Genomic DNA, 20,863 nt, shown 5'->3' on the forward strand with positions numbered 1-20,863 from the left:
GCTGCACGCTTAAAACACAAACCCCGCCTTTTGGCGGGGTTTGTCGTTTCTAGCGGCTTACCACATCAGATCGTCAGGGATCTGGTAGGCGGCGTACGGATCATCCTCATCCGGCACCTGGCTTTCGGTGAGGATGTTGAGCTGCACGATGCGCTCCGGTGCACGTTCCTGAATCTTGAGCGCCGCTTCACGCGGGATAACCTCGTAGCCGCCACCGTGGTGCACGATAGCCAGAGAGCCGTTGCTCAGCTTGTTGCGCATCAAGGTGTTGACCGACAGGCGCTTGACCTTCTTGTCATCGACAAAGTTGTAGTAGTCCTCGGTGGTCAACTTGGGCAGGCGCGAGGTTTCGATCAACTGCTTGACCTGGGCGGTACGCGCCTTGGCCTCGGCTTTTTCCTGCTGCTGGCGGTTGAGCTCCTGGTCACGCTTGACCTTCTCGGCGTGTGCCTCAGCGGCCAGGCGTGCCTGGGTATCATCGACTTCGGCCTGGCCCTTGTGGACCAGACGCTGCTGCTTCTGCTTCTCTTTGCCGACCTGCTTGGCCTGCTTTTGGTTGACCAGACCTGCTTTGAGCAACTGGTCGCGAAGGGAAAGGCTCATGGTGCTTACTCACTTAGGCAGCTGCTCAACCGCAGCTGGACACATTCTTTTCCTGGCGTTTGGCTTCGCCCCACAGGGCGTCCAACTCTTCGAGGGTGCAATCTTCTATGGGTTGGTGCGTATCGCGCAATGCCTGTTCGATAAATCGGAAACGTCGTTCGAACTTGGCATTGGCACCGCGCAGTGCGGTTTCCGGGTCAACCTTGAGGTGACGGGCCAGGTTGACGGCGGCAAACAGCAGGTCACCGACTTCATCGGCAATGGCCTGCGGATCGTTATCGGCCATGGCTTCGAGCACTTCATCCAACTCTTCACGCACGTTGTCCACCACCGGCAAGGCGGCCGGCCAGTCGAAACCGACCTGGCTGGCGCGCTTTTGCAACTTGGCCGCACGGGACAACGAAGGTAAGGCGGTGGGCACATCATCGAGCAGGGAGAGTTGCTCGGGAGCGTCGGACTTTTCTGCGCGCTCCTCAGCTTTGATCTGCTCCCAGCGCTCCTTGACCTGTTCTTCGCTCAACTGCGGGATATCCAGCGGTGCGTACAGGTCGCCGGTTGGGAACACGTGAGGATGCCGGCGAATCAACTTACGGGTGATGCTGTCGATCACGCCGGCAAATTCGAAGCGCCCTTCTTCCCGCGCCAGTTGGCTGTAATACACCACTTGGAACAGCAGGTCGCCCAGCTCACCTTGCAGGTGATCGAAATCGCCGCGCTCGATGGCGTCGGCCACTTCATAGGCCTCCTCCAGCGTGTGCGGGACGATGGTCGCGTAGGTTTGCTTGATGTCCCACGGGCAGCCGTATTGCGGGTCGCGCAGGCGGTTCATCAGGTGCAGCAGGTCTTCGAGTGAATACATCGTATCTCTTTCCGCTGAAAATCCAATGTGGGAGCTGGCTTGCCTGCGATGCTCGCGACTCGGTGCTTCAGTTAAACCGAGGTGGTGCTATCGCAGGCAAGCCAGCTCCCACATGAAGCAGCTAACACAATTCAGTTCGCGTTCATCCAGCTATTCATGGGGTGCGGTTGCGCCGCGTCTCGATGATATTCGGCAACTGGGAAATCCTCCCAAGCAACCGTCCCAGTGCGTCCAACCCCGGAATCTCGATGGTCAGGGACATCAACGCCGTGTTGTCCTCTTTGTTCGAGCGGGTGTTGACCGCCAGCACGTTGATCCGCTCGTTGAGCAGCACTTGCGAGACGTCACGCAGCAAGCCGGAACGATCGTAGGCACGGATGATGATGTCCACCGGGTAAGTGAGCACCGGCACCGGCCCCCAACTGACCTGGATGATCCGCTCCGGCTCGCGCCCGCCCAGTTGCAGCACCGAGGCGCAGTCCTGGCGGTGAATGCTCACGCCACGGCCCTGGGTGATGTAGCCGACAATGGCGTCGCCCGGCAACGGCTGGCAGCAGCCGGCCATTTGCGTCATCAGGTTGCCCACGCCCTGGATCTGGATATCGCCACGCTTGCCCGGTTTGTAACCCGTGGCCTTGCGTGGGATGAGTTCCAGCTGTTCGTTGCCGCGCTCGGGCTCGACCAGTTGCTGGGCCAGGTTGACCAGTTGCGCCAGGCGCAGGTCACCGGCACCGAGGGCGGCGAACATGTCTTCGGCGATCTTCATGTTGGCCTTTTCGGCCAGCTTGTCGAAGTCCACCTGAGGCAGGCCCAGGCGCGCCAGTTCGCGTTCGAGCAGGGTCTTGCCGGCGGCGACGTTCTGGTCGCGCGCTTGCAATTTGAACCAGTGGACGATCTTCGCCCGTGCTCGCGAGGTGGTGATATAGCCCAGGTTCGGGTTCAGCCAGTCGCGGCTCGGCGTGCCGTGCTTGCTGGTGATGATCTCGACCTGTTCACCGGTTTGCAGGCTGTAGTTGAGCGGCACGATGCGCCCGTTGATCTTGGCGCCCCGGCAGTTATGGCCGATTTCGGTGTGCACGCGGTAGGCAAAATCCAGCGGCGTGGCGCCCTTGGGCAAGTCGATGGCATGGCCGTCGGGGGTGAAGATATAGACCCGGTCCGGCTCGATATCCACCCGCAGCTGTTCGGCCAGCCCGCCGATGTCGCCGAGTTCTTCGTGCCATTCCAGCACTTGGCGCAGCCAGGAGATTTTCTCTTCGTACTGGTTGGACCCGGCCTTGACGTCGGTGCCCTTGTAGCGCCAGTGCGCGCACACACCCAGCTCGGCCTCTTCGTGCATCGCGTGGGTGCGGATCTGCACTTCCAGCACCTTGCCTTCAGGGCCGATCACCGCGGTGTGCAGCGAGCGGTAGCCATTTTCCTTGGGGTTGGCGATGTAGTCGTCGAACTCCTTGGGGATGTGGCGCCACAGGGTGTGAACGATCCCCAGCGCGGTGTAGCAATCGCGCATTTCCGGCACCAGCACGCGCACCGCCCGCACGTCATAGATCTGGCTGAAGGCCAGGCCCTTGCGCTGCATTTTGCGCCAGATCGAGTAGATGTGCTTGGCGCGGCCGCTGATGTCGGCGTCTACGCCAGTTGCCTGCAGCTCGGAACGCAGCTGGCCCATCACGTCGCTGATAAAGCGCTCGCGATCCAGGCGCCGCTCGTGCAGCAACGTGGCGATCTGTTTATATTGGTCCGGCTCCAGGTAGCGAAAGGACAGGTCCTCCAGCTCCCACTTGATGTGGCCGATGCCCAGGCGGTGGGCCAGCGGCGCGTAGATGTCGAAGACTTCGCGGGCGACGCGGTTGCGCTTTTCGTCGTCGGCGGTCTTCACCGCACGGATCGCGCAGGTACGCTCGGCCAGCTTGATCAGGGCGACGCGCACGTCGTCGACCATCGCCACCAGCATCTTGCGCAGGTTTTCCACCTGGCCCTGGGTGCCCAGCACCATCGACTGGCGCGGGCTGAGGCTGGCACTGATGGCCGCCATGCGCAGCACGCCGTCGATCAGCTTGGTCACCACCGAGCCGAAGCGCTGGCCAACGGTTGCCAACGGAATATGCCCCTCGCGCACGCCGCGATACAGCACGGCGGCGATCAGCGAATCCTGATCCAGCTTGAGATCGGCGAGGATCTCGGCGATTTCCAACCCGGTGCGAAAGCTTGAAGTGCCTTCGGCCCACAGGTTCTTGGCCGCATTGTCTTGCTGCTCAGACTCACGAGCGAACTCGCAGGCTGCTTTCAAGGCTTCACGGTCCAGTGCCGGGTCGACACTGACGGCATGATCCAGCCATGCCTCGAGATTGATACTGCCGTCGGTGTTGATCGGCTGGTGTGCTCTCACCTGTACCATCTTGCTTACCTTCCCTACGACGCACCTTTGATGCGCCAAAATCATCGCCGACTTTTACTGCGAGCTCCGTAGCAGTACCAAGGCCTTGGAGAACGCAGGCCAGTCGGATTAAACGGGCATCCTAGCCCGCTTCAAATAACGCCATGGCCTCGACATGCGCAGTCTGCGGAAACATGTCGAGAATCCCGGCACGCTTTAGCCGGTAGCCTTGCTTGACCAACTCAACCGTGTCCCGCGCCAGCGTAGCTGGGTTACAGGACACATACACCAGGCGCTTGGCTCCAAGGGTGGCGAGCTTGCGCACAACCTCTTGGGCACCATCGCGGGGTGGGTCCAAGAGTACCGCAGAAAAGCCCTGTTTGGCCCATGGCGCGTCAGTCAAAGGCTGAGACAGGTCGGCCTGAAAGAACTGCACGTTAGGCAAATGGTTGCTCGCGGCATTGAGTGCCGCACGGTCCACCATGGTCTGCACACCCTCTACCGCCACCACTTCGCGCACCTGGCGCGCCAGCGGCAAGGCGAAGTTGCCAAGGCCGCAAAACAGGTCCAACACCCGTTCGTCGGCTTGTGGCGCCAGCCACTCCAATGCCTGGGCAACCATCGCCTGATTGACCCCGGCGTTGACCTGCACAAAATCTCCTGGCCGATAAGCCAGTTCCAGATTCCAGGCATCCAGGCGAAACCCCAGGGCCTGGTCGGGCTCGGCAGGTTCCGGCTGGCCCTCGCCATGCAGCCACAATTGGGCCTCATGGAAGGTACAGAATTCTTTAAGGATGAGCAGGTCTGCTTCGGACAGCGGTGCCATATGCCGCAGCAAAACGGCGATGGACGAACCACTGAACAGCTCCACATGCCCCAGCGCCTGCGGTTTGCTCAGGCGACGCAGCATATTCGGCAAGCGCTGCATGATCGGTTGCAAGGCTTGTACCAGCACCGGGCAATCGTCGATAGCGACGATGTCCTGACTGGCCACGGCGCGAAAACCCACTTCGAGTTTCTTCGCCTTGGCGTCCCAACGTACGGCCACACGGGCGCGACGCCGGTAACCGAACTCCGGCCCGCTCAACGGCGGCGCCCACTCTTGCGGTTCGACACCTGCCACCCGCGACAACTGCTCGGCGAGCATGCGCTGTTTCAGGGCAAGTTGCTGATCATGGGGCAGATGCTGCACGCTGCAACCGCCGCAGCGGCCAACGTGGGCGCAGGGTGCCGGGCGCCGTAGCTCACTGGCCTTGAACACCCGCTCGGTGCGGGCCTCAACCACTTTGCCGTGGGCGCCCAACACCCGCGCTTCGACTTCTTCGCCGGCCAGCGCACCATTCACAAACCAGGTGCGGCCTTCAAAGAACACAATGCCACGGCCATCATTGGCCAGGCGCTCGATGGTCAGGCGCTGTTTCTTGCCCACAGGGATCTGCGGGGCCCGGCTGCCGCCTGTCGGCTGGAAGCGCAGGCCTCTCTCGTGCTTGGCCATCAGTTGGGTTCGTCGAAGATGCCGGTCGACAGGTAGCGGTCGCCTCGGTCACAGATGATCGCGACGATCACCGCGTTTTCCACTTCTTTGGACAAGCGCAACATACCGGCCACAGCGCCGCCGGAGGACACGCCGCAGAAGATGCCTTCTTCACGGGCCAGACGGCGCGTAGTGTCTTCGGCTTCGCGCTGGGCCATGTCGATGATGCGGTCTACTCGCGTCGCGTTGTAGATCTTCGGCAAGTACTCTTCGGGCCAGCGGCGGATACCGGGGATGGCCGCGCCTTCCATCGGTTGCAGACCGACGATCTGGATCGCAGGGTTCTGCTCCTTCAGGTAGCGCGAGTTGCCCATGATGGTGCCGGTGGTGCCCATGGAACTGACGAAATGGGTAATGGTGCCCTGGGTCTGGCGCCAGATTTCCGGGCCGGTGCTGGTGTAGTGCGCCTCGGGATTGTCACCGTTGGCGAACTGGTCCAGCACCACGCCACGGCCTTCGGCGGCCATACGCTCGGCGAGGTCACGGGCGCCTTCCATGCCTTCTTCCTGGGTGACCAGGATCAGCTGGGCACCGTAAGCGGTCATCGCCGCCTTGCGCTCGGCACTGCCGTTGTCGGGCATGATCAGCACCATCTTGTAGCCTTTGATCGCGGCGGCCATGGCCAGGGCGATCCCGGTGTTACCCGAGGTGGCTTCAATCAGGGTGTCGCCTGGCTTGATCTGCCCGCGCAACTCGGCGCGGGCGATCATCGACAGCGCCGGGCGGTCCTTGACGGAGCCGGCCGGGTTGTTGCCTTCGAGTTTGAGCAACAGGGTATTGCTGGTTTCACCCGCCATGCGTTGCAAGCGGACCAGGGGCGTGTTGCCGACGCAATCGGCGATTGTGGGGTACTGCAAGGTCATGGCGTATTCGCAATCCAGACTGCGGGGGCGGACATCATACCGGGAAAGGCCGGCGGGCCATATCACGCAAAGTGCGGTGCTTATGGCTTAAAGGCATAAGCCATTAAAGTGTTGACTGTGAGGGCTCCATCGGGGGCAAGCCCCCTCCCACATTGGACCGCATTTTTATGCAGGAACGCGATCGACTGTGGGAGGGGGCTTGCTCCCGATGGGCGCGCCTCGTCAAACCTGCTAATCCTTCTGCCCTTCACCATGATTTCTCTGGAATACCTCATCCCCCATCGCAGCAATCTGCCCTTCGATCAGCGCTTCAAAGGGTTTGAGCAGCGGCTCGAACGATAGTGGAGCTTCCAATACCTGCAACGCTTGCGTGATTGCTTCAACCGTCGACAAGGCACCAGGCCCCGGCGCCTTGCGCAAGCGATAGCGGGAAACGCCGCCTAGGGCCAATGTCACCCGGGGCAACGCCGCCAGCAAAGGGTTGAGGTGCAACAGCTTGCGCGCCTTGCGCCAGGTGCCATCGGGAACCACCAATAACAATGGCTGATCGTCAGGTGCATAAGCGCGCAGCGGCTCGGCGTCATCCGCCGGAAACAACAGCCGCGCCCGATAACCAGGCGGGTTTAATAACGTCGCCAGATCATCAAACACCTCCCCCACCACCAACTGCGCATTATTCAAGCCCAACGCCGCCAACCTCGCGGTATTGAGCGCATGGCCGACCTCGCTCGGGTGCTGCAACAGCAACACGCGAGTGCGGCTGTCGAGGGTCGGGATCAGTGCACAGAGGCAATGAGTGGTCGGCCGCAAGCATTGCGGGCATTGGGGTCTGGACATGGTTTTTTCAGGCCTGGTTAAGCTGGGTCTTGAGCAAGTCGCGGAAGGTCTGGATCAGCGGTTCACGGCTACGACCACGGCGCATGATCATCGAGAACGGCGCCTGGTAGCCGAAGGTCGCCGGCAGTAACACGCGCAGGTCACCCTTGTCGGCCCAGGCCTGGGCGTAGTGTTCGGGCAGGTAACCGATGTAGGCGCCGGACAATACCAGGATCAACTGCGCTTCCATACTTTCCACGGTCGCGGCGCTGTGTTTGAAGCCGTGGCGCGCCAGTTCGGCCTGGCTCCAGTAGCCGCGGCCGACCATACGTTGCTGAGTGATGACCTGTTCGGGAATACGCCGCTCGCTGAACAGCGGGTGCCGGTTGCTGCAATACAGCCAGTGCTGTTCGCGGTACAGCGGCATATAGATCAGCCCGCTCATACGGTTGGAGAACGCACCGATTGCCAGGTCCAGGCGGTTGTCCTGTACGCCCAGTTGCAGTTCGTAGGGGCTCATCACCGACAGATTCAGGTGAACCGCCGGATGTTCCAGGCTGTAGGCGCCAATCACTTCGGCGAATGGCAGGGCCTTGTCGCTGACGGTGGAATCAAGCACGCCCAGCTTGAGCGTGCCGCGCAACTCGCCTTTGAGCGCGGCGGCGTATTGCTCGAAGCCCTCGAGCTCGCCCAACAGGCGCAGGGTTTCCTGATGAAACAGCTCGCCTTTGCTGGTCAGGCTGAAGCCGCCACGTCCTCGATGGCACAGCACCAGGCCCAGCGCGGATTCGAGTTGGCTCATATACGTGCTGATGGCCGACGTCGACAGGTTGAGTTCGTGCTGGGCATTGGCGAACCCCTGGTGGCGCACGACGCTGACGAAGATGCGCAGGAGTTTCAGGTCGGGCAAGGCGTTGGCCATGGTCGGTTCCGGACAGGGATGCATGCAGTCTACCTCCCTGCATTAGTTTAGAAAAATCTGAACTAAGTATTTGCCCCTGCCGATTCTTCCTGCCCCGGGCTTTTCGCAGAATCGGCCATCAATAAACAAAACAACGATGAGGCAATCCCGTGGACAAGATTTTCCACCAACCACTGGGCGGCAACGAAATGCCGCGCTTCGCCGGCATCGCCACCATGATGCGTCTTCCCCACCTGCAAACGGCCAAGGGTCTGGACGCTGCCTTTATCGGCGTGCCCCTGGATATCGGCACCTCGCTGCGCGCCGGCACACGCTTCGGGCCTCGGGAAATCCGCGCCGAGTCGGTGATGATCCGCCCCTACAACATGGCCACCGGGGCGGCACCGTTCGACTCACTGTCAGTGGCCGACATCGGCGACGTGGCGATCAACACCTTCAACCTGCTCGACGCCGTGCGCATCATCGAAGAGGCCTACGATGAAATCCTCGAGCACGACGTGATCCCCCTGACCCTGGGCGGCGACCACACCATCACCCTGCCGATCCTGCGGGCGATCCACAAGAAACACGGCAAGGTCGGGCTGGTGCACATCGATGCCCATGCCGACGTCAACGACCATATGTTCGGCGAAAAAATCGCCCACGGCACCACCTTCCGCCGCGCCGTGGAAGAAGGGTTGCTCGATTGCGACCGCGTGGTGCAGATCGGCCTGCGTGCCCAGGGCTACACCGCTGAAGACTTCAACTGGAGCCGCAAGCAAGGCTTTCGCGTGGTCCAGGCCGAAGAATGCTGGCACCACTCCCTGGCCCCGTTGATGGCCCAAGTGCGGGAGAAAGTCGGCGGCGGCCCGGTGTACCTCAGCTTCGATATCGACGGCATCGATCCCGCCTGGGCACCCGGCACCGGCACCCCGGAAATCGGCGGGCTGACCACCATCCAGGCGATCGAGATCATCCGTGGCTGCCAGGGCCTGGACCTGATTGGTTGTGATCTGGTGGAAGTTTCGCCGCCCTATGACACCACCGGCAACACCTCGCTGCTGGGCGCCAACTTGCTGTACGAGATGCTCTGCGTATTGCCTGGCGTCGCGCATCGCTGATGCCTTCACGATAACAATCAAGGGGATCGCGCAGATCCCCGTCCAACGATATACCTGACCTTCGCTCGCGTGTTGACCGAGCCGGCTGCCGCTTGATCGCCCATAAAAAAGATAATCGGAGAATCACCGTCATGGCTTTGGATTTATTCGTCGTACTCATCTACGCCGCCGGTATGCTCGTGCTTGGCTACTACGGTATGCGCCGCGCCAAAACCCACGAAGACTATCTGGTGGCGGGCCGTAACCTCGGCCCATCGCTGTACATGGGCACCATGGCCGCCACGGTATTGGGCGGCGCCTCCACCGTCGGCACCGTGCGCTTGGGTTATGTGCACGGCATTTCAGGTTTCTGGCTGTGCGCCGCGCTGGGCGCCGGGATCATTGCGCTGAACCTGTTCCTGGCCAAGCCGCTGCTGAAGCTGAAAATCTTCACCGTGACCCAGGTCCTGGAAAAACGCTACAACCCCATGGCGCGCCAGGCCAGCGCTGTGATCATGCTGGCCTATGCACTGATGATCGGCGTGACCTCGATCCTGGCAATCGGCACCGTATTGCAAGTGCTGTTCGACTTGCCGTTCTGGATGTCGGTGCTGGTAGGCGGCGGTGTGGTGGTGGTGTATTCAACCATCGGTGGCATGTGGTCGCTGACCCTGACCGATATCGTGCAATTTGTGATCAAGACCGTCGGCCTGATGTTCATCCTGCTGCCGATCTGCCTGTACCGCGTCGGCGGCTGGGATGAACTGGTGGCCAAGCTGCCGGCGTCGAACTTCAGCTTTACCGCGATCGGTTGGGACACGATCATCACTTACTTCATGATCTACTTCTTCGGCATCCTGATCGGCCAGGATATCTGGCAGCGAGTATTCACCGCCCGTGATGAAAAGGTCGCCCAGTACGCGGGCACTTTCGCCGGTTTCTACTGCATTCTCTACGGCCTGGCCTGCGCCCTGATTGGCATGGCGGCTCACGTGCTGATCCCGGACCTGGATAACGTCAACAATGCCTTTGCCGCCATCGTCAAAGCCTCGTTACCGGACGGTATTCGTGGCCTGGTGATTGCGGCTGCCCTGGCGGCGATGATGTCCACCGCCAGCGCCGGCCTGCTCGCTGCGTCCACCGTGTTGACCGAAGACCTGCTGCCACGGCTGCGCGGTGGCAAGCAATCGAGCCTGGGCATCAACCGCGTGTTCACCCTGATGACCGGTGTTGCCGTATTGGGCATCGCACTGGTGGTGAATGACGTGATCAGCGCGCTGACCCTGGCCTATAACCTGTTGGTGGGCGGTATGTTGGTACCTCTGATTGGCGCGATATTCTGGAAGCGAGCCACCACCTCGGGCGCGATCACGTCCATGGCGCTGGGTTTCGTAACCGCGCTGGTATTTATGTTCAAGGATGGGTTGGATGCAAACACACCGATTTACTGCAGCCTGGCGGTAGCCCTGGTGAGTTTTGTGCTGGTGAGTGTGTTGTCGCGCAAACCGGATACCGTGGCGGCTCGGGCGGCTTGAGCGATTAGGATAATTTCTTCAGCGGGTGCGACGTTGGTGTTCGCACCCGTTTTTTTTGCCCTGCACAAAATAATTGTGGGAGCGGACTTGCTCGCGAATGCGGTGTGTCATTCAACCATTTACCGGCTGATGCACCGTATTCGCGAGCAAGTCCGCTCCCACATTTCCCATATTGTTTGGGCCTGATACTCAGCGGCGACGGGGCCGGCGCTGCTCATCGTCCGTGCGGATCGGCACCGGTTGCAGCGGGGGCTCGATCAAGCCCAGCGCAACGCCAAGATCGTGGAGCCAGTTTTGGATTTTCTCTTTCATGGTTGCCCCCTTTGAGGGTAGTGCTGGTCGGCGTGAGTTTTGTCGCCGTTTCCTACAGAGATAGTAGCCCTAAGTCCTAGGTAATGCTTGAACGAAACCACAACTAACTATTACTGGATTGATCCAAATCCTGACGAATCGCTCAAGCGATGGCGCGCGTATCTGCCAGGCTTGCCGGGCTGCCTTCGTGCTGCAGGTCGATCCATGCATTGAGGTTAGCGCCGAGCATACCCTTTCGCCACATCAGCCAGGTGGTCGCAGTGGCAAAAGGCCCGGTCAGCGGATGAACGGACACGCTGTCCTTGCCTGGCAGGCTGTCGAGCATCGATTGCGACATCAACGCCACCCCCGAACCGGCGATCACACACGCGAGCATCCCTTGATAGGACTCGATCTCGATAGCCCGCCCCATGGCCACATGCTCGTGGGAAAACCAGGTTTCCAGGCGCGTGCGATAGGCGCAGCTGCGTCGGAACGTGAACACAGATCGTCCGGCAACGTCCTGGGGCCCGCGCACCGGTGGGTGATCGGCTTCGCAAATCAATACCAGGCGCTCTTCGCACAACGGTACGCCATCCAGGGTCGCGATGGTCAGCGGACCGTCCACAAACGCTGCGTCCAGCCGTCCGGTAATCAAACCTTCCAGCAGCTCCCCGCTGGGCGCCGACTGCACTTGCAGGTTCACCATGGGGTAAGTCCTGTGATAGCGCGCCAGCAGCTTGGGCAAATGCACCGCGGCGGTGCTGTACATGCTGCCCAGCACAAAATCACCAGCCGGTTGCCCGCCTTGTACGGCGCTGTGAGCTTCGTCATGCAGCGCCAGCAGCCGAGTGCTGTAGTCCAGCAGCACTTTACCCGCAGGAGAAAGCTGCAACCGCTGGCGCTCACGCACAAACAGCTCGACTCCCAGTTGCTCCTCCATCTGCTTGAGGCGGGTCGACAAGTTCGATGGCACGCGGTGCAAACGTTCAGCGGCGCGGGTGATGGAGCCCTCTTCCGCCACGGCCTGGAAAATCCGCAATTGACTGAACTCCATACCTTTCTCCAAAACTGAACAAGTTACTCACTATTATTCAATTTTACAGAAAGTCAATCCGCCTTAGCCTACAAGTCATTCGCTTTCCTGTAGGAAACCTAAGCATGTCACCGCAGATTCGTTTACTCGCCAGCCTTATCGCCCTGATGATGGCCATGGGCATTGGCCGCTTCGCCCTGACCCCGCAAATGCCGCATTTACTCAGCGAAGGTCAGGTCGACCTGGCGGATGCCGGGCTGATCGCGGCCGCCAATTACTTGGGCTACTGTGTGGGCGCGGTGGATTCGATCTTTGCTCGCAGCCATCATCATGTACGCGGCCGCCTTTATGGCGGGTTGTGGCTCTGCGTCCTGCTGACGCTGGCGTCGTACTGGGCCCATGGGTTCTGGCCGCACTTGCTGTTGCGCTTCGGAACCGGCGTGGCCAGCGCCTGGGCTCTGGTGATGATTACCAGCCTGAGCCAGCCGCTGGCGATCGCCGCCGGCCGGCCGCGTCTGGGTGCGCTGGTATTTGCCGGGCCGGGACTTGGGATCGCGCTGACGGGGCTGCTGGCGCTGGGCTCGAACTTGCTGGGGCAAGGCTCCGCCATGCTGTGGCTGGTCTACGGCATCGTTGCCCTGGTGATGCTGCTGGCGATCCTGCCCTTTTTACCCAAGCCAACCCTCACGGCGCATGCTGAAACCCGTGCAAGCAACAACGGCAGCATCGCGCATCTGTGCTGGATCTATTTCCTGTTCGGCCTGGGCTACATCATCCCCGCGACCTTTCTGTCGCAGATGGCCAACGCACAGTTCAACGGAGCCTGGCAGGCCGATCTGTTCTGGCCCTGCTTCGGCCTGGCTGCCGCTGTAGGTGTGGTGGTGGCAAGTCTGCGCCGCAAGAGCCCGGACACCACGCGCCGATGGCTGATGGTGACCTTGTGGCTGCAAGCGGCCGGGGTCTTCGCCTGCCTGCTCGGTAACAGTTGGGGCCTTGCGCTGGGCGTGTTGTTGTGCGGCGCGCCCTTCCTGGCCTGCATGCAACTGGTAATGGCGCGCCTGCGCGAGGTTGCACCCAACGGCTACCAACGCAGCACAGGGCTACTGACCGCCAGCTTTGCCATCGGCCAACTGAGCGGTCCGCTACTGGCCTCGATGAGCAGTCACCTCAGTGGTGGTCTGCACCCGGCGTTGATCGTCGCCGGTGCCGGGTTGTTGGTGGCAGGCTCGGTCTTGATCAACCGCCAACTACCGATGCACACGCCGTGCACACAGGTGGCCGACGGTGCAGCACAGGGCGGTTAAACAGGTGCCCCACGCCATGTCCATCACCGCGAGCCCGGCGGACCAGCCCTGAAGCGTGGCCCAATTGCTCAAATCATAAGTGCCATAGGCCACCAGGCCCAGCAGTGCGCCCAACCGCGCAGCACGTTGCCAACTGGCACTGGGCAAGACCACGAACACCACACAACCGAGGACATACAGCAAATAGAACAACACCGCAGGCAAAAGGCGCGGCTGATCAAGCATCAGCGGGCCGAGCAGGGATTTGTAGGTGGGGCCCATCAACACGCCGAGCCAGAGGCCGTCGAGGACCAGGAAGGTAAACAAGGTGCCGAGGTAGGCGAAGAGTGGTTTCTTGGACATGACACGAGCCTTTGTAGGAGCGAGCTTGCTCGCGAAAAACGTACATCCAACGCCACACTGCGCCTGGAATATTTTCGCGAGCACGCTCGCTCCTACAAAGAGCCAGGCGCGATCAGCTTAGTTCAATGCGGTCAGCGTGAATCACGATCTGGCCTTGCTTGTAGAGCGCACCAATGGCCTTTTTAAAGTTGCCTTTGCTGACGCCGAACAAGTTGCTGATCACCGCCGGATCGCTTTTGTCGCTGACCGGCAGGGTGCCGTTGTTGTCACGCAACTTGGCGAGGATCTTGGAGTTGAGGCTGGAGGCCGCTTCCTGGCCGACCGGTTGCAGGCTCAGGCTGATGTTGCCATCGGCGCGAATCTCCTTGATGAAGCCTTTTTCTTCCTTGCCCGGGCGCAGGAACTTGAACACTTCGTTCTTGTGGATCAGGCCCCAGTGCTTGTTGTTGATGATTGCCTTGAAACCCATGTCCGTGGCTTCAGCCACCAACAGATCGACTTCCTGGCCCACCTGGTAGTTGGCTGGCGTCTTGTCCAGGTAACGGTCAAGACGTGCGGTGGCGGTGATGCGCTTGGTGTGCTTGTCGAGGTAGACGTGCACCACGCAATATTCACCCGCCGTCAGCTGGCGCTTTTCTTCCGAATACGGCAGCAGCAGATCCTTTGGCAGGCCCCAGTCGAGGAACACCCCGATACTGTTGACTTCCACAACTTTCAAACTGGCAAATTCGCCGACTTGAACTTTGGGTTTTTCAGTGGTGGCGATAAGTTTGTCATCGCTGTCCAAGTAAATGAAAACATTGAGCCAGTCTTCATCTTCACTGGGAATATCTTTAGGGATATACCGATTAGGCAAGAGGATTTCCCCATCTTGCGCACCATCGAGGTACAAACCAAAGTTAGTGTGCTTGACCACTTGCAAGCTGTTGTAGCGCCCGACTAAAGCCATTTCCAATACCCTCATTGCGTGGGCGGCATTCTACCCGAGTTGGGCCCTGCACGCGCGCGCGCCTGAAAAATCGCGGGCTGGCATGGCGTTCTATTGGCATCGCCCCGCTCGTCTGATCAATCGGTTGAATTTTTCCGGGCCGCCAACCTCGCACACGCCCATGGTTTCGAGCTAAAACAGTAAGTTAGCGGCTTATTTCATCATTAAACCTGGGCTCTTTCCCAGCCTGGCCTATATTCTCAGGGGATATTTGCCAAGCAATTGTCAAGTATTTCCTGTACGATGCCTGGCCAAGTTAATTCTCTACAGGTTAGTGGCCGCCATGCGTGTAAAAGCATCCAACAGCAAAGCAAAGCCAGCTCCCGCCGTTGAAACCAGCGAATCGATCAACAGCCAGATTGCTGCTTTCCTCAAGTCCGGCGGCGAAATCCAGCAAATTGCCAAGGGCGTGAGCGGCCAGACTTTCGGCCCGTCCAAGCAGATCAGCCTGGGCAAGAAGTAATCGTCCTACCTGCGCACTGCATCTGGTCCCTAAGCGTCTTGCCTTCAAGGCGCTAGGACTAGAGTTGGAAACACCCTCGTACACCCTTCAATACCAAGCTAATCGACGAACGGGCCTCAATGCCTGGCATTCGCCGGTATCCTTGCACACGTCTAGCACGGGCATCTGCTCGACCCCATCTGTTACTGCTCCTCGCTTTTCATGGAGTGAAGCATGCTTAAACGCTGTATTTTCCTGGTCAGCATTCTGATCGCCAGCCCTTTGGCCGAAGCGCAGATTTTTCAGCGTGAACTGGGCGACTTCGACCTGAAATTGGGCACTACCCCCAGCCGTAGCATGGCCCAGGGCCTGGTCAAGCCCACCTCCCCTGGCAGTGACTCATTCCACGGTGGCCTGGACCTTACCCACGACAGCGGCCTGTATTTCGGCCAGTTTTCACCGAATATGGGCCTGTCGTCGGCCAACAATCTCGAAGTTGACTCCTACCTGGGTTTCAAACGCCCTTTCGACCAGACCCTGGGCTATGAAGTGGGCTTGATTCACTACAGCTACCCCAAGGTCAGCCCCCTCGACAGCCAGGAGTTCTACGGCGGCCTGAACCTGTTGGGCAACCGCTTCGGCGTGTCCTTCAGCAACGACCCCGACCGCCAGGACAGCACCCTGTTCGCCGACCTCGGCGGCACCCAGCCCTTCGGTATCGGCGTCAGCATGAAATACACCACCCACCAATTGGGCACACCGGTGTCGGTGGAAAACGGCGCCATCAGCAGTTTCAGCGACTGGTCGGTGCAATTCTCCCGGGCCTGGAAAGGCATCGACCTGGATCTGATCTACAGCGACTCCAGCCTCAGCGGCGGAGAGTGCTCGGCCTACTCCGGACACAACTCGCAATGCGACGGCCTGTTGACCTTGAAGGCCGTCCGGCCGTTTTATTGATGGGCTGAACTGTCGCACCCCGCGCAGGTTCACATGCATTAACCCCATCTGTGCAAGGACTCGCCCATGTTGCGCCGGCTCAAACTCCTGATGGTACTGCTGACCCTGAGCCTGGTGCTCGCCGGCTGCAATCGCGTGGGCCTGGCCTACCGTAATCTCGACGTGATCATCCCCTGGACCCTCAACGACTACCTGGATATGAATGCAGGGCAGAAGAGCTGGTTCAACGACACCCTCAAGGAACACCTGGCCTGGCATTGCACCACGCAATTGCCGGGCTACCTGGACTGGCTCGACCGCCTGCAGCAGATGGTCGACAGCCAGCAAATCACTGACGCCGCGCTGCAAACCCGAACCGTGGAAGCCAAGCAGGCGATTGCCGAGATCGCGCGGGAGATCACCCCGTCCGCCGTGCAGTTGCTGCAGGGTCTGGATGATCAACAGGTCAAGGACATGAGCGACGCCCTGGCCAAAGACCTGCGCAAACGCCAGGATGAATACCTCAAACCGCCGCTGGCCCAGCAGATCAAGGAACGCGCCCAGCGCATGAGCAAGCGCCTGGATGCCTGGATCGGCCCGCTGAGCGCCAGCCAGCAAAACCGTGTAACGGCGTGGTCCAACGCTTTGGGCGAACAGAACCAGGCGTGGATCGGCAACCGCGCCCATTGGCAGGCGCAGTTTATCGAGGCCGTTGAACACCGCCACGACGCCGACTTCCCGCAGAAAATGCAACGTTTGCTGGTGGACAGGGAGAGCCTATGGACGCCTGAATACCGCGCTGCCTATGCCCAGACCGAAGCGGCGGCGCGCAGTCTGATCGTGGACCTGATGGCTGAGAGCACCGAGCAACAACGTCAGAAGCTGAGGCAAAAAATCGACGGCGTACGAGGCGATTTCAAAGCGCTTAAATGCCTCAAAGCCGGCGCAAATCAATAGGGAGGGGAGCAGGGCTCCCACCCACATTGGATTCAGGGGTTAGATAGCGCCACCGGCAATCGCAGCTTTGGAAGAGACTTGATCGAAGGTCGCCTCCTCCAGCGCGTCCTCCTGCTCGTCCATCACTTGACGGGGGTGCTCATGGCCAGGAATCGAGCTGTCGATCAACGCCAGCAGACTTGCACCCCGCTCAGTCAAGATGAAGTTTTCACCATTGCCGCCTTCCTCTTCGGGACGCGACTCAATAAACCCGCGCTTGAACAACAACGCCTCGTAATCCGCAGCGGTTTTTTTCAGCGCATCCAGGTTCCCGGTGTCCTCGCCAGCCGCAGCCTTATCAGCGGCTTCCTGCTCGGCGTATTTACGCGGGGCGAAGCTGCCCTCGCCGTTCTGCACTTCGTGCAGCAGACGTTCGATCAGATCCCAGTTGTAAGTCGTCATCCTGATTCCTCCTGCAGGCCGATGAAAAATTAGCCCGTCATAGGTAGTGACACGTGGGGGCACTGGCCGTTCACCCGGATAGACGGGCTTCATTTCTCTGAACTTTCCAGACGTTCGCCGCCTCAACTGCCTATACCGCCAAGGAGGTCCGACCATGAAAACCCTGATGAACCTGGCGATTGCCGCCACACTGTTGAGCGCCCTGCCCGCCTGGGCTTGCACGCCTGAAGAGGCCACGGCCAAACGCGAAGAACTGGCCAAGCAAGTGACCCAGCTAACGGAACAGAATCCGCTGAAGGCCAAGGAGATGAATGCCCAATTGCAGAAAATGGACCTGGACACCGAAAGCGCCGAGTTTCCCGACAAATGCCAACTGATCGACGCAAGGCTCAAAGAACTGAAAGAAGCCGCCTCCAAAGCCAAAAACTGATGGCGAAAAAAAACCGGACATTGTCCGGTTTTTTTCTGCCTGGCTGCTTATTCGGCAGCCGGTGCTTCTGGCTTGCGGCGCTTGAGCGGCGCCATGCCGTCCTTGCTGACGAGCGACAGGTTGTCGGTCTTCGGCCGGTTGGCGATCTTGCGCTTGGTCGGTGACTTGGCGCCGGTTTTCTTCTTGTCGCCCTTGGCGTCGGTCTTTTTCTTCTTCACGCCAACGGCCTTGCCCGACGCCTTGACCTTCTTCGGCCCGGTGTAAGTGCCTTTGACTTCCTTGATGGTACGGCGCTCGAACGACTGCTTGAGGTAGCGTTCGATGCTCGACATCAGGTTCCAGTCGCCGTGGCAGATCAGCGAGATGGCCAGGCCATCGTTGCCGGCACGCCCGGTACGGCCGATACGGTGCACGTATTCGTCGCCGCTGCGCGGCATGTCGAAGTTGATCACCAGGTCCAGGCCATCAACGTCCAGGCCACGGGCAGCGACGTCGGTGGCTACCAGGATCTTCACGCCGCCCGCCTTGAGGCGGTCGATGGCCAGCTTGCGGTCCTTCTGGTCTTTCTCGCCGTGCAGCACGAACGCCTTGTATTCCTGCGCGACCAGACGCCCGTAGATACGGTCGGCGGCGGCACGGGTGTTGGTGAACACGATGGCCTTCTGGTAGGTCTCGTTGGCCAGCAACCAGTTGAGGATCTGTTCTTTGTGCACGTTATGGTCAGCGGTCACGATCTGCTGACGCGTGGTGGCGTTCAGGTCACTGACGTTGTTGACCTGCAAGTGCTCAGGGTTGTTCAGCACCTTGGCAACCATGTCGCGCAGGGTTGAACCGCCGGTGGTGGCGGAGAACAGCATGGTCTGCTGGCGATTGACGCATTCAGCGACCAGGCGCTGCACGTCATCGGCAAAGCCCATGTCGAGCATACGGTCGGCTTCGTCGAGCACCAGTACTTCGACTTCCTTGAGGTCGAGGTTGCCGGCATTGAGTTGCTCGATCATGCGCCCCGGGGTACCGATCAGGATGTCCGGCACCTTGCGCAGCATGGCAGCCTGGACCTTGAAGTCTTCGCCGCCGGTAATGATGCCGGACTTGATGAAGGTGAACTGCGAGAAGCGCTCGACTTCCTTGAGGGTCTGCTGGGCCAGCTCACGGGTCGGCAGCAGGATCAGGGTCTTGATGCTGACGCGGACCTTGGCCGGGCCAATCAGACGATTCAGAACCGGCAAGACGAAAGCGGCGGTCTTGCCGCTGCCGGTTTGAGCCGTCACCCGCAGGTCACGCCCTTGGAGCGCGAGCGGGATGGCCGCTGCTTGCACAGGCGTAGGCTCGACAAATTTAAGCTCGGCCACGGCTTTGAGCAGGCGTTCGTGCAGGGCGAATTGGGAAAACACGGGTGCTACCTCGAAGAAATACAAAATATCAGCGCCATAGGTTACCGGTTTCGGGCGGCCAAACCGAGTTTCTTTACGCGAACAGGGCTAATCAGCTGCTTTTTTGTCAGCGATTTTGTCCAGAGCGTCAACTTTGTTGCACTTAAATGCTCTAATTGCCCCGTGTTGTCTTACAGAAGAATCGGTTCACTCATGGATATCAAACAGCTCTGGCTCAACGTCCAAGACCTTTGGGGCGCCCTCGATGAACACCCGGTCCTGCATTCCAGCCTCGGTTTGCTGGTGCTGCTGGTGGTGGCATTGCTGGTTGGACGGGTAGCGCGTTACCTCATCCTGCACGCAGTCAAATTGCTTGGCCGGCAACCGGCCCTGCACTGGCTGAACGATCTGCGACATAACAAGGTCTTCCATCGGCTGGCGCAAATGACGCCGTCCCTGGTGATCCAGTTCGGCCTGTACCTGGTACCTGACCTGAGCAAGACCGCCATTCTGTTTATCGGCAATGTCGCCCTGGCGATCACCATTCTGTTTATGATGCTGGCCATGAGTGCCCTGCTCAATGCGCTGCTGGATATCTACGCGCGCACCGAACACGCACGCACCCGCTCGATCAAGGGTTATGTGCAGTTGGCAAAAATGGTGTTGTTCGTGTTTGGCGCGATCATCATCGTCGCCACCCTGATCGACCGTTCGCCGTTGCTGCTGCTGTCGGGCCTGGGTGCGATGTCGGCGGTGATTCTGTTGGTGTACAAGGACACGCTGCTGTCGTTCGTCGCCAGCGTGCAATTGACCAGCAACGACATGCTGCGGGTCGGCGACTGGATCGAAATGCCCCAGGTCGGCGCCGACGGCGATGTGGTGGACATCACCCTGCATACGGTCAAGGTGCAGAATTTCGACAAAACCATCGTTTCCATCCCGACCTGGCGCCTGATGTCCGAGTCGTTCAAAAACTGGCGCGGTATGCAGGCCTCCGGCGGGCGGCGCATCAAGCGCAGCCTGTACATCGATGCCAGCGGCGTGCGCTTTTTGCGCGATGACGAAGAAGTGCGCATGACCCAGGTGCACCTGCTCACCGGCTACATCGGTCGCAAACAGGCCGAACTCAAGGCCTGGAACGAGGCCCAGGGCCACAGCGCGCAACTGTCGGCCAACCGCCGGCGCATGACCAACCTCGGCACGTTCCGCGCCTATGCCCTGGCGTATCTGCAAAGCCACCCGGACATCCAGCCGAACATGACCTGCATGGTGCGCCAGATGCAAACCACCGCCCAGGGCGTGCCGCTGGAGATCTACTGCTTTACCCGCACCACCGCGTGGGCGGATTACGAGCGGATCCAGGGGGATATTTTCGATTATCTACTGGCAGTGTTGCCGGAGTTCGGGCTGAGCCTGTATCAGCAGCCGAGTGGCAACGACCTGCGCGCCGGCGTATTGCCGGCGGTGTTGGGATCGACTCATTTGCCTGAGCCGGAGAAAAGTCTGACGTAACACTACGATTGAATATTCAGAAGTCTAAAGAAAACCTAGCCACGCCAGGGTTCTTTCCAAGCCTTGAGCGTGCCAAACAACCGAGTCACATTTCTGCGATGACAAGCCAGAGGTCACCACCATAGCCACAATCGAATCTCAGTAGCTATATGATGGGGCAACGAATCCATGACAAGGCCAAACGCAAGATCGAGTACTGCAAAGCTCAGACGCGGGCCAAGGT

21 protein-coding genes are annotated in these 20,863 nt (G+C 60.0%); 8 read left to right on the forward strand and 13 right to left on the reverse strand.

All coding sequences use genetic code 11. The features are described from left to right. Window positions 1-57: 57 nt before the first annotated feature. From E4O97_RS06400 to E4O97_RS06430, 7 genes are all read right to left on the reverse strand, one after another. Entirely contained in the window at window positions 58-603 is a 546-nt protein-coding gene (locus E4O97_RS06400) for a DUF2058 domain-containing protein (protein ID WP_014719402.1), read from the reverse strand. Window positions 604-628: 25 nt separating this feature from the next. Next, window positions 629-1,462 (reverse strand): nucleoside triphosphate pyrophosphohydrolase, encoded by an 834-nt coding sequence (mazG, locus tag E4O97_RS06405; protein WP_032880011.1) that lies wholly within the window; start codon window positions 1,460-1,462, stop codon window positions 629-631. A gap of 154 nt (window positions 1,463-1,616) precedes the next feature. Beyond that, a complete protein-coding gene (relA, locus tag E4O97_RS06410; RefSeq protein WP_032880009.1) occupies window positions 1,617-3,860 on the reverse strand; it encodes a GTP diphosphokinase in 2,244 nt (747 codons plus the stop codon). Between the two features lie 121 nt (window positions 3,861-3,981). After that, window positions 3,982-5,334, reverse strand: a complete 1,353-nt coding sequence (gene rlmD, locus E4O97_RS06415) for a 23S rRNA (uracil(1939)-C(5))-methyltransferase RlmD (protein WP_078821996.1) — start codon at window positions 5,332-5,334, stop codon at window positions 3,982-3,984. Then, window positions 5,334-6,236 carry a cysteine synthase CysM gene (gene cysM / locus E4O97_RS06420; RefSeq protein WP_003193080.1) on the reverse strand — a complete coding sequence of 301 codons (903 nt, stop codon included), beginning with the start codon at window positions 6,234-6,236 and terminating at the stop codon, window positions 5,334-5,336. Before cysM ends, rlmD begins: the two co-directional genes overlap by 1 nt. Before the next feature lie 231 nt (window positions 6,237-6,467). Continuing rightward, window positions 6,468-7,073 (reverse strand): DTW domain-containing protein, encoded by a 606-nt coding sequence (locus E4O97_RS06425; RefSeq protein WP_032880007.1) that lies wholly within the window; start codon window positions 7,071-7,073, stop codon window positions 6,468-6,470. Window positions 7,074-7,080: 7 nt separating this feature from the next. Further along, window positions 7,081-7,974: a LysR family transcriptional regulator gene (locus E4O97_RS06430; protein WP_005790200.1), complete on the reverse strand. Its 894-nt coding sequence runs from the start codon at window positions 7,972-7,974 to the stop codon at window positions 7,081-7,083. Between the two features lie 149 nt (window positions 7,975-8,123). Between E4O97_RS06430 and speB the strand changes: the two genes are divergently transcribed. Together speB and E4O97_RS06440 are read left to right on the forward strand one after the other, a co-directional pair. Further along, on the forward strand, window positions 8,124-9,074 hold the full coding sequence (gene speB / locus E4O97_RS06435; RefSeq protein ID WP_032880005.1) for an agmatinase: 951 nt from the start codon (window positions 8,124-8,126) through the stop codon (window positions 9,072-9,074). 131 nt (window positions 9,075-9,205) lie between these two features. After that, window positions 9,206-10,588 (forward strand): sodium:solute symporter, encoded by a 1,383-nt coding sequence (locus tag E4O97_RS06440; RefSeq protein WP_032880003.1) that lies wholly within the window; start codon window positions 9,206-9,208, stop codon window positions 10,586-10,588. 189 nt (window positions 10,589-10,777) lie between these two features. Here E4O97_RS06440 and E4O97_RS27515 read toward each other — a convergent pair whose 3' ends face one another. Further along, window positions 10,778-10,900, reverse strand: a complete 123-nt coding sequence (locus E4O97_RS27515) for a PA1414 family protein (protein ID WP_003193089.1) — start codon at window positions 10,898-10,900, stop codon at window positions 10,778-10,780. A gap of 142 nt (window positions 10,901-11,042) precedes the next feature. Continuing rightward, window positions 11,043-11,936, reverse strand: a complete 894-nt coding sequence (locus E4O97_RS06445; protein ID WP_032880001.1) for a LysR family transcriptional regulator — start codon at window positions 11,934-11,936, stop codon at window positions 11,043-11,045. Window positions 11,937-12,040: 104 nt separating this feature from the next. Between E4O97_RS06445 and E4O97_RS06450 the strand changes: the two genes are divergently transcribed. After that, the gene (locus E4O97_RS06450) at window positions 12,041-13,219 is read left to right on the forward strand and encodes an MFS transporter (protein ID WP_248160979.1); all 1,179 of its coding nucleotides are present in this window, start codon (window positions 12,041-12,043) and stop codon (window positions 13,217-13,219) included. Here the strand turns inward: E4O97_RS06450 and E4O97_RS06455 are convergent. Next, window positions 13,163-13,561, reverse strand: a complete 399-nt coding sequence (locus tag E4O97_RS06455; RefSeq protein ID WP_248131070.1) for a DUF2177 family protein — start codon at window positions 13,559-13,561, stop codon at window positions 13,163-13,165. The two genes, E4O97_RS06450 and E4O97_RS06455, sit on opposite strands and share 57 nt — an antisense overlap. A 112-nt stretch (window positions 13,562-13,673) precedes the next feature. Then, complete coding sequence (locus tag E4O97_RS06460; protein WP_019820451.1) at window positions 13,674-14,510, reverse strand: S1-like domain-containing RNA-binding protein; 837 nt, start codon at window positions 14,508-14,510, stop codon at window positions 13,674-13,676. 322 nt (window positions 14,511-14,832) lie between these two features. Between E4O97_RS06460 and E4O97_RS06465 the strand changes: the two genes are divergently transcribed. From E4O97_RS06465 to E4O97_RS06475, 3 genes are all read left to right on the forward strand, one after another. Then, entirely contained in the window at window positions 14,833-15,012 is a 180-nt protein-coding gene (locus tag E4O97_RS06465) for a hypothetical protein (RefSeq protein ID WP_003193095.1), read from the forward strand. 213 nt (window positions 15,013-15,225) lie between these two features. Beyond that, window positions 15,226-15,948: a TorF family putative porin gene (locus E4O97_RS06470; protein ID WP_248128978.1), complete on the forward strand. Its 723-nt coding sequence runs from the start codon at window positions 15,226-15,228 to the stop codon at window positions 15,946-15,948. 66 nt (window positions 15,949-16,014) lie between these two features. After that, on the forward strand, window positions 16,015-16,884 hold the full coding sequence (locus E4O97_RS06475) for a DUF6279 family lipoprotein (protein WP_078822002.1): 870 nt from the start codon (window positions 16,015-16,017) through the stop codon (window positions 16,882-16,884). A gap of 39 nt (window positions 16,885-16,923) precedes the next feature. Here the strand turns inward: E4O97_RS06475 and E4O97_RS06480 are convergent, their stop codons facing one another. Next, on the reverse strand, window positions 16,924-17,325 hold the full coding sequence (locus E4O97_RS06480) for a transcriptional regulator (RefSeq protein ID WP_248160981.1): 402 nt from the start codon (window positions 17,323-17,325) through the stop codon (window positions 16,924-16,926). Between the two features lie 154 nt (window positions 17,326-17,479). Here E4O97_RS06480 and E4O97_RS06485 point away from each other — a divergent pair, with 154 nt between their 5' ends. Then, window positions 17,480-17,755 (forward strand): hypothetical protein, encoded by a 276-nt coding sequence (locus E4O97_RS06485; RefSeq protein WP_078822004.1) that lies wholly within the window; start codon window positions 17,480-17,482, stop codon window positions 17,753-17,755. Window positions 17,756-17,802: 47 nt separating this feature from the next. On the opposite strand, the gene E4O97_RS06490 is transcribed toward E4O97_RS06485, so the two are convergent. After that, window positions 17,803-19,149 (reverse strand): DEAD/DEAH box helicase, encoded by a 1,347-nt coding sequence (locus E4O97_RS06490; RefSeq protein WP_005790219.1) that lies wholly within the window; start codon window positions 19,147-19,149, stop codon window positions 17,803-17,805. A gap of 192 nt (window positions 19,150-19,341) precedes the next feature. Between E4O97_RS06490 and E4O97_RS06495 the strand changes: the two genes are divergently transcribed. Then, window positions 19,342-20,640 carry a mechanosensitive ion channel family protein gene (locus E4O97_RS06495; RefSeq protein ID WP_248160983.1) on the forward strand — a complete coding sequence of 433 codons (1,299 nt, stop codon included), beginning with the start codon at window positions 19,342-19,344 and terminating at the stop codon, window positions 20,638-20,640. Window positions 20,641-20,863: the final 223 nt, after the last annotated feature.

Origin of the sequence: Pseudomonas sp. W15Feb34, assembly GCF_023127765.1 — a bacterium.
Classification (GTDB): domain Bacteria; phylum Pseudomonadota; class Gammaproteobacteria; order Pseudomonadales; family Pseudomonadaceae; genus Aquipseudomonas; species Aquipseudomonas synxantha_A.

Excerpts from the sequence above, each read along its gene's own strand:
- E4O97_RS06440 (WP_032880003.1), top strand. The coding sequence starts at position 9,206 with ATGGCTTTGGATTTATTCGTCGTACTCATCTACGCCGCCGGTATGCTC.
- E4O97_RS06495 (WP_248160983.1), top strand. The coding sequence starts at position 19,342 with ATGGATATCAAACAGCTCTGGCTCAACGTCCAAGACCTTTGGGGCGCC.
- mazG (WP_032880011.1), bottom strand. The coding sequence starts at position 1,462 with ATGTATTCACTCGAAGACCTGCTGCACCTGATGAACCGCCTGCGCGAC.
- E4O97_RS06445 (WP_032880001.1), bottom strand. The coding sequence starts at position 11,936 with ATGGAGTTCAGTCAATTGCGGATTTTCCAGGCCGTGGCGGAAGAGGGC.
- E4O97_RS06485 (WP_078822004.1), top strand. The coding sequence starts at position 17,480 with ATGAAAACCCTGATGAACCTGGCGATTGCCGCCACACTGTTGAGCGCC.
- E4O97_RS06400 (WP_014719402.1), bottom strand. The coding sequence starts at position 603 with ATGAGCCTTTCCCTTCGCGACCAGTTGCTCAAAGCAGGTCTGGTCAAC.
- rlmD (WP_078821996.1), bottom strand. The coding sequence starts at position 5,334 with ATGGCCAAGCACGAGAGAGGCCTGCGCTTCCAGCCGACAGGCGGCAGC.
- E4O97_RS06460 (WP_019820451.1), bottom strand. The coding sequence starts at position 14,510 with ATGGCTTTAGTCGGGCGCTACAACAGCTTGCAAGTGGTCAAGCACACT.
- E4O97_RS06475 (WP_078822002.1), top strand. The coding sequence starts at position 16,015 with ATGTTGCGCCGGCTCAAACTCCTGATGGTACTGCTGACCCTGAGCCTG.
- cysM (WP_003193080.1), bottom strand. The coding sequence starts at position 6,236 with ATGACCTTGCAGTACCCCACAATCGCCGATTGCGTCGGCAACACGCCC.
- E4O97_RS06425 (WP_032880007.1), bottom strand. The coding sequence starts at position 7,073 with ATGTCCAGACCCCAATGCCCGCAATGCTTGCGGCCGACCACTCATTGC.
- E4O97_RS06465 (WP_003193095.1), top strand. The coding sequence starts at position 14,833 with ATGCGTGTAAAAGCATCCAACAGCAAAGCAAAGCCAGCTCCCGCCGTT.
- relA (WP_032880009.1), bottom strand. The coding sequence starts at position 3,860 with ATGGTACAGGTGAGAGCACACCAGCCGATCAACACCGACGGCAGTATC.
- E4O97_RS06430 (WP_005790200.1), bottom strand. The coding sequence starts at position 7,974 with ATGGCCAACGCCTTGCCCGACCTGAAACTCCTGCGCATCTTCGTCAGC.
- E4O97_RS06450 (WP_248160979.1), top strand. The coding sequence starts at position 12,041 with ATGTCACCGCAGATTCGTTTACTCGCCAGCCTTATCGCCCTGATGATG.
- E4O97_RS06455 (WP_248131070.1), bottom strand. The coding sequence starts at position 13,561 with ATGTCCAAGAAACCACTCTTCGCCTACCTCGGCACCTTGTTTACCTTC.
- E4O97_RS06470 (WP_248128978.1), top strand. The coding sequence starts at position 15,226 with ATGCTTAAACGCTGTATTTTCCTGGTCAGCATTCTGATCGCCAGCCCT.
- E4O97_RS06480 (WP_248160981.1), bottom strand. The coding sequence starts at position 17,325 with ATGACGACTTACAACTGGGATCTGATCGAACGTCTGCTGCACGAAGTG.
- E4O97_RS27515 (WP_003193089.1), bottom strand. The coding sequence starts at position 10,900 with ATGAAAGAGAAAATCCAAAACTGGCTCCACGATCTTGGCGTTGCGCTG.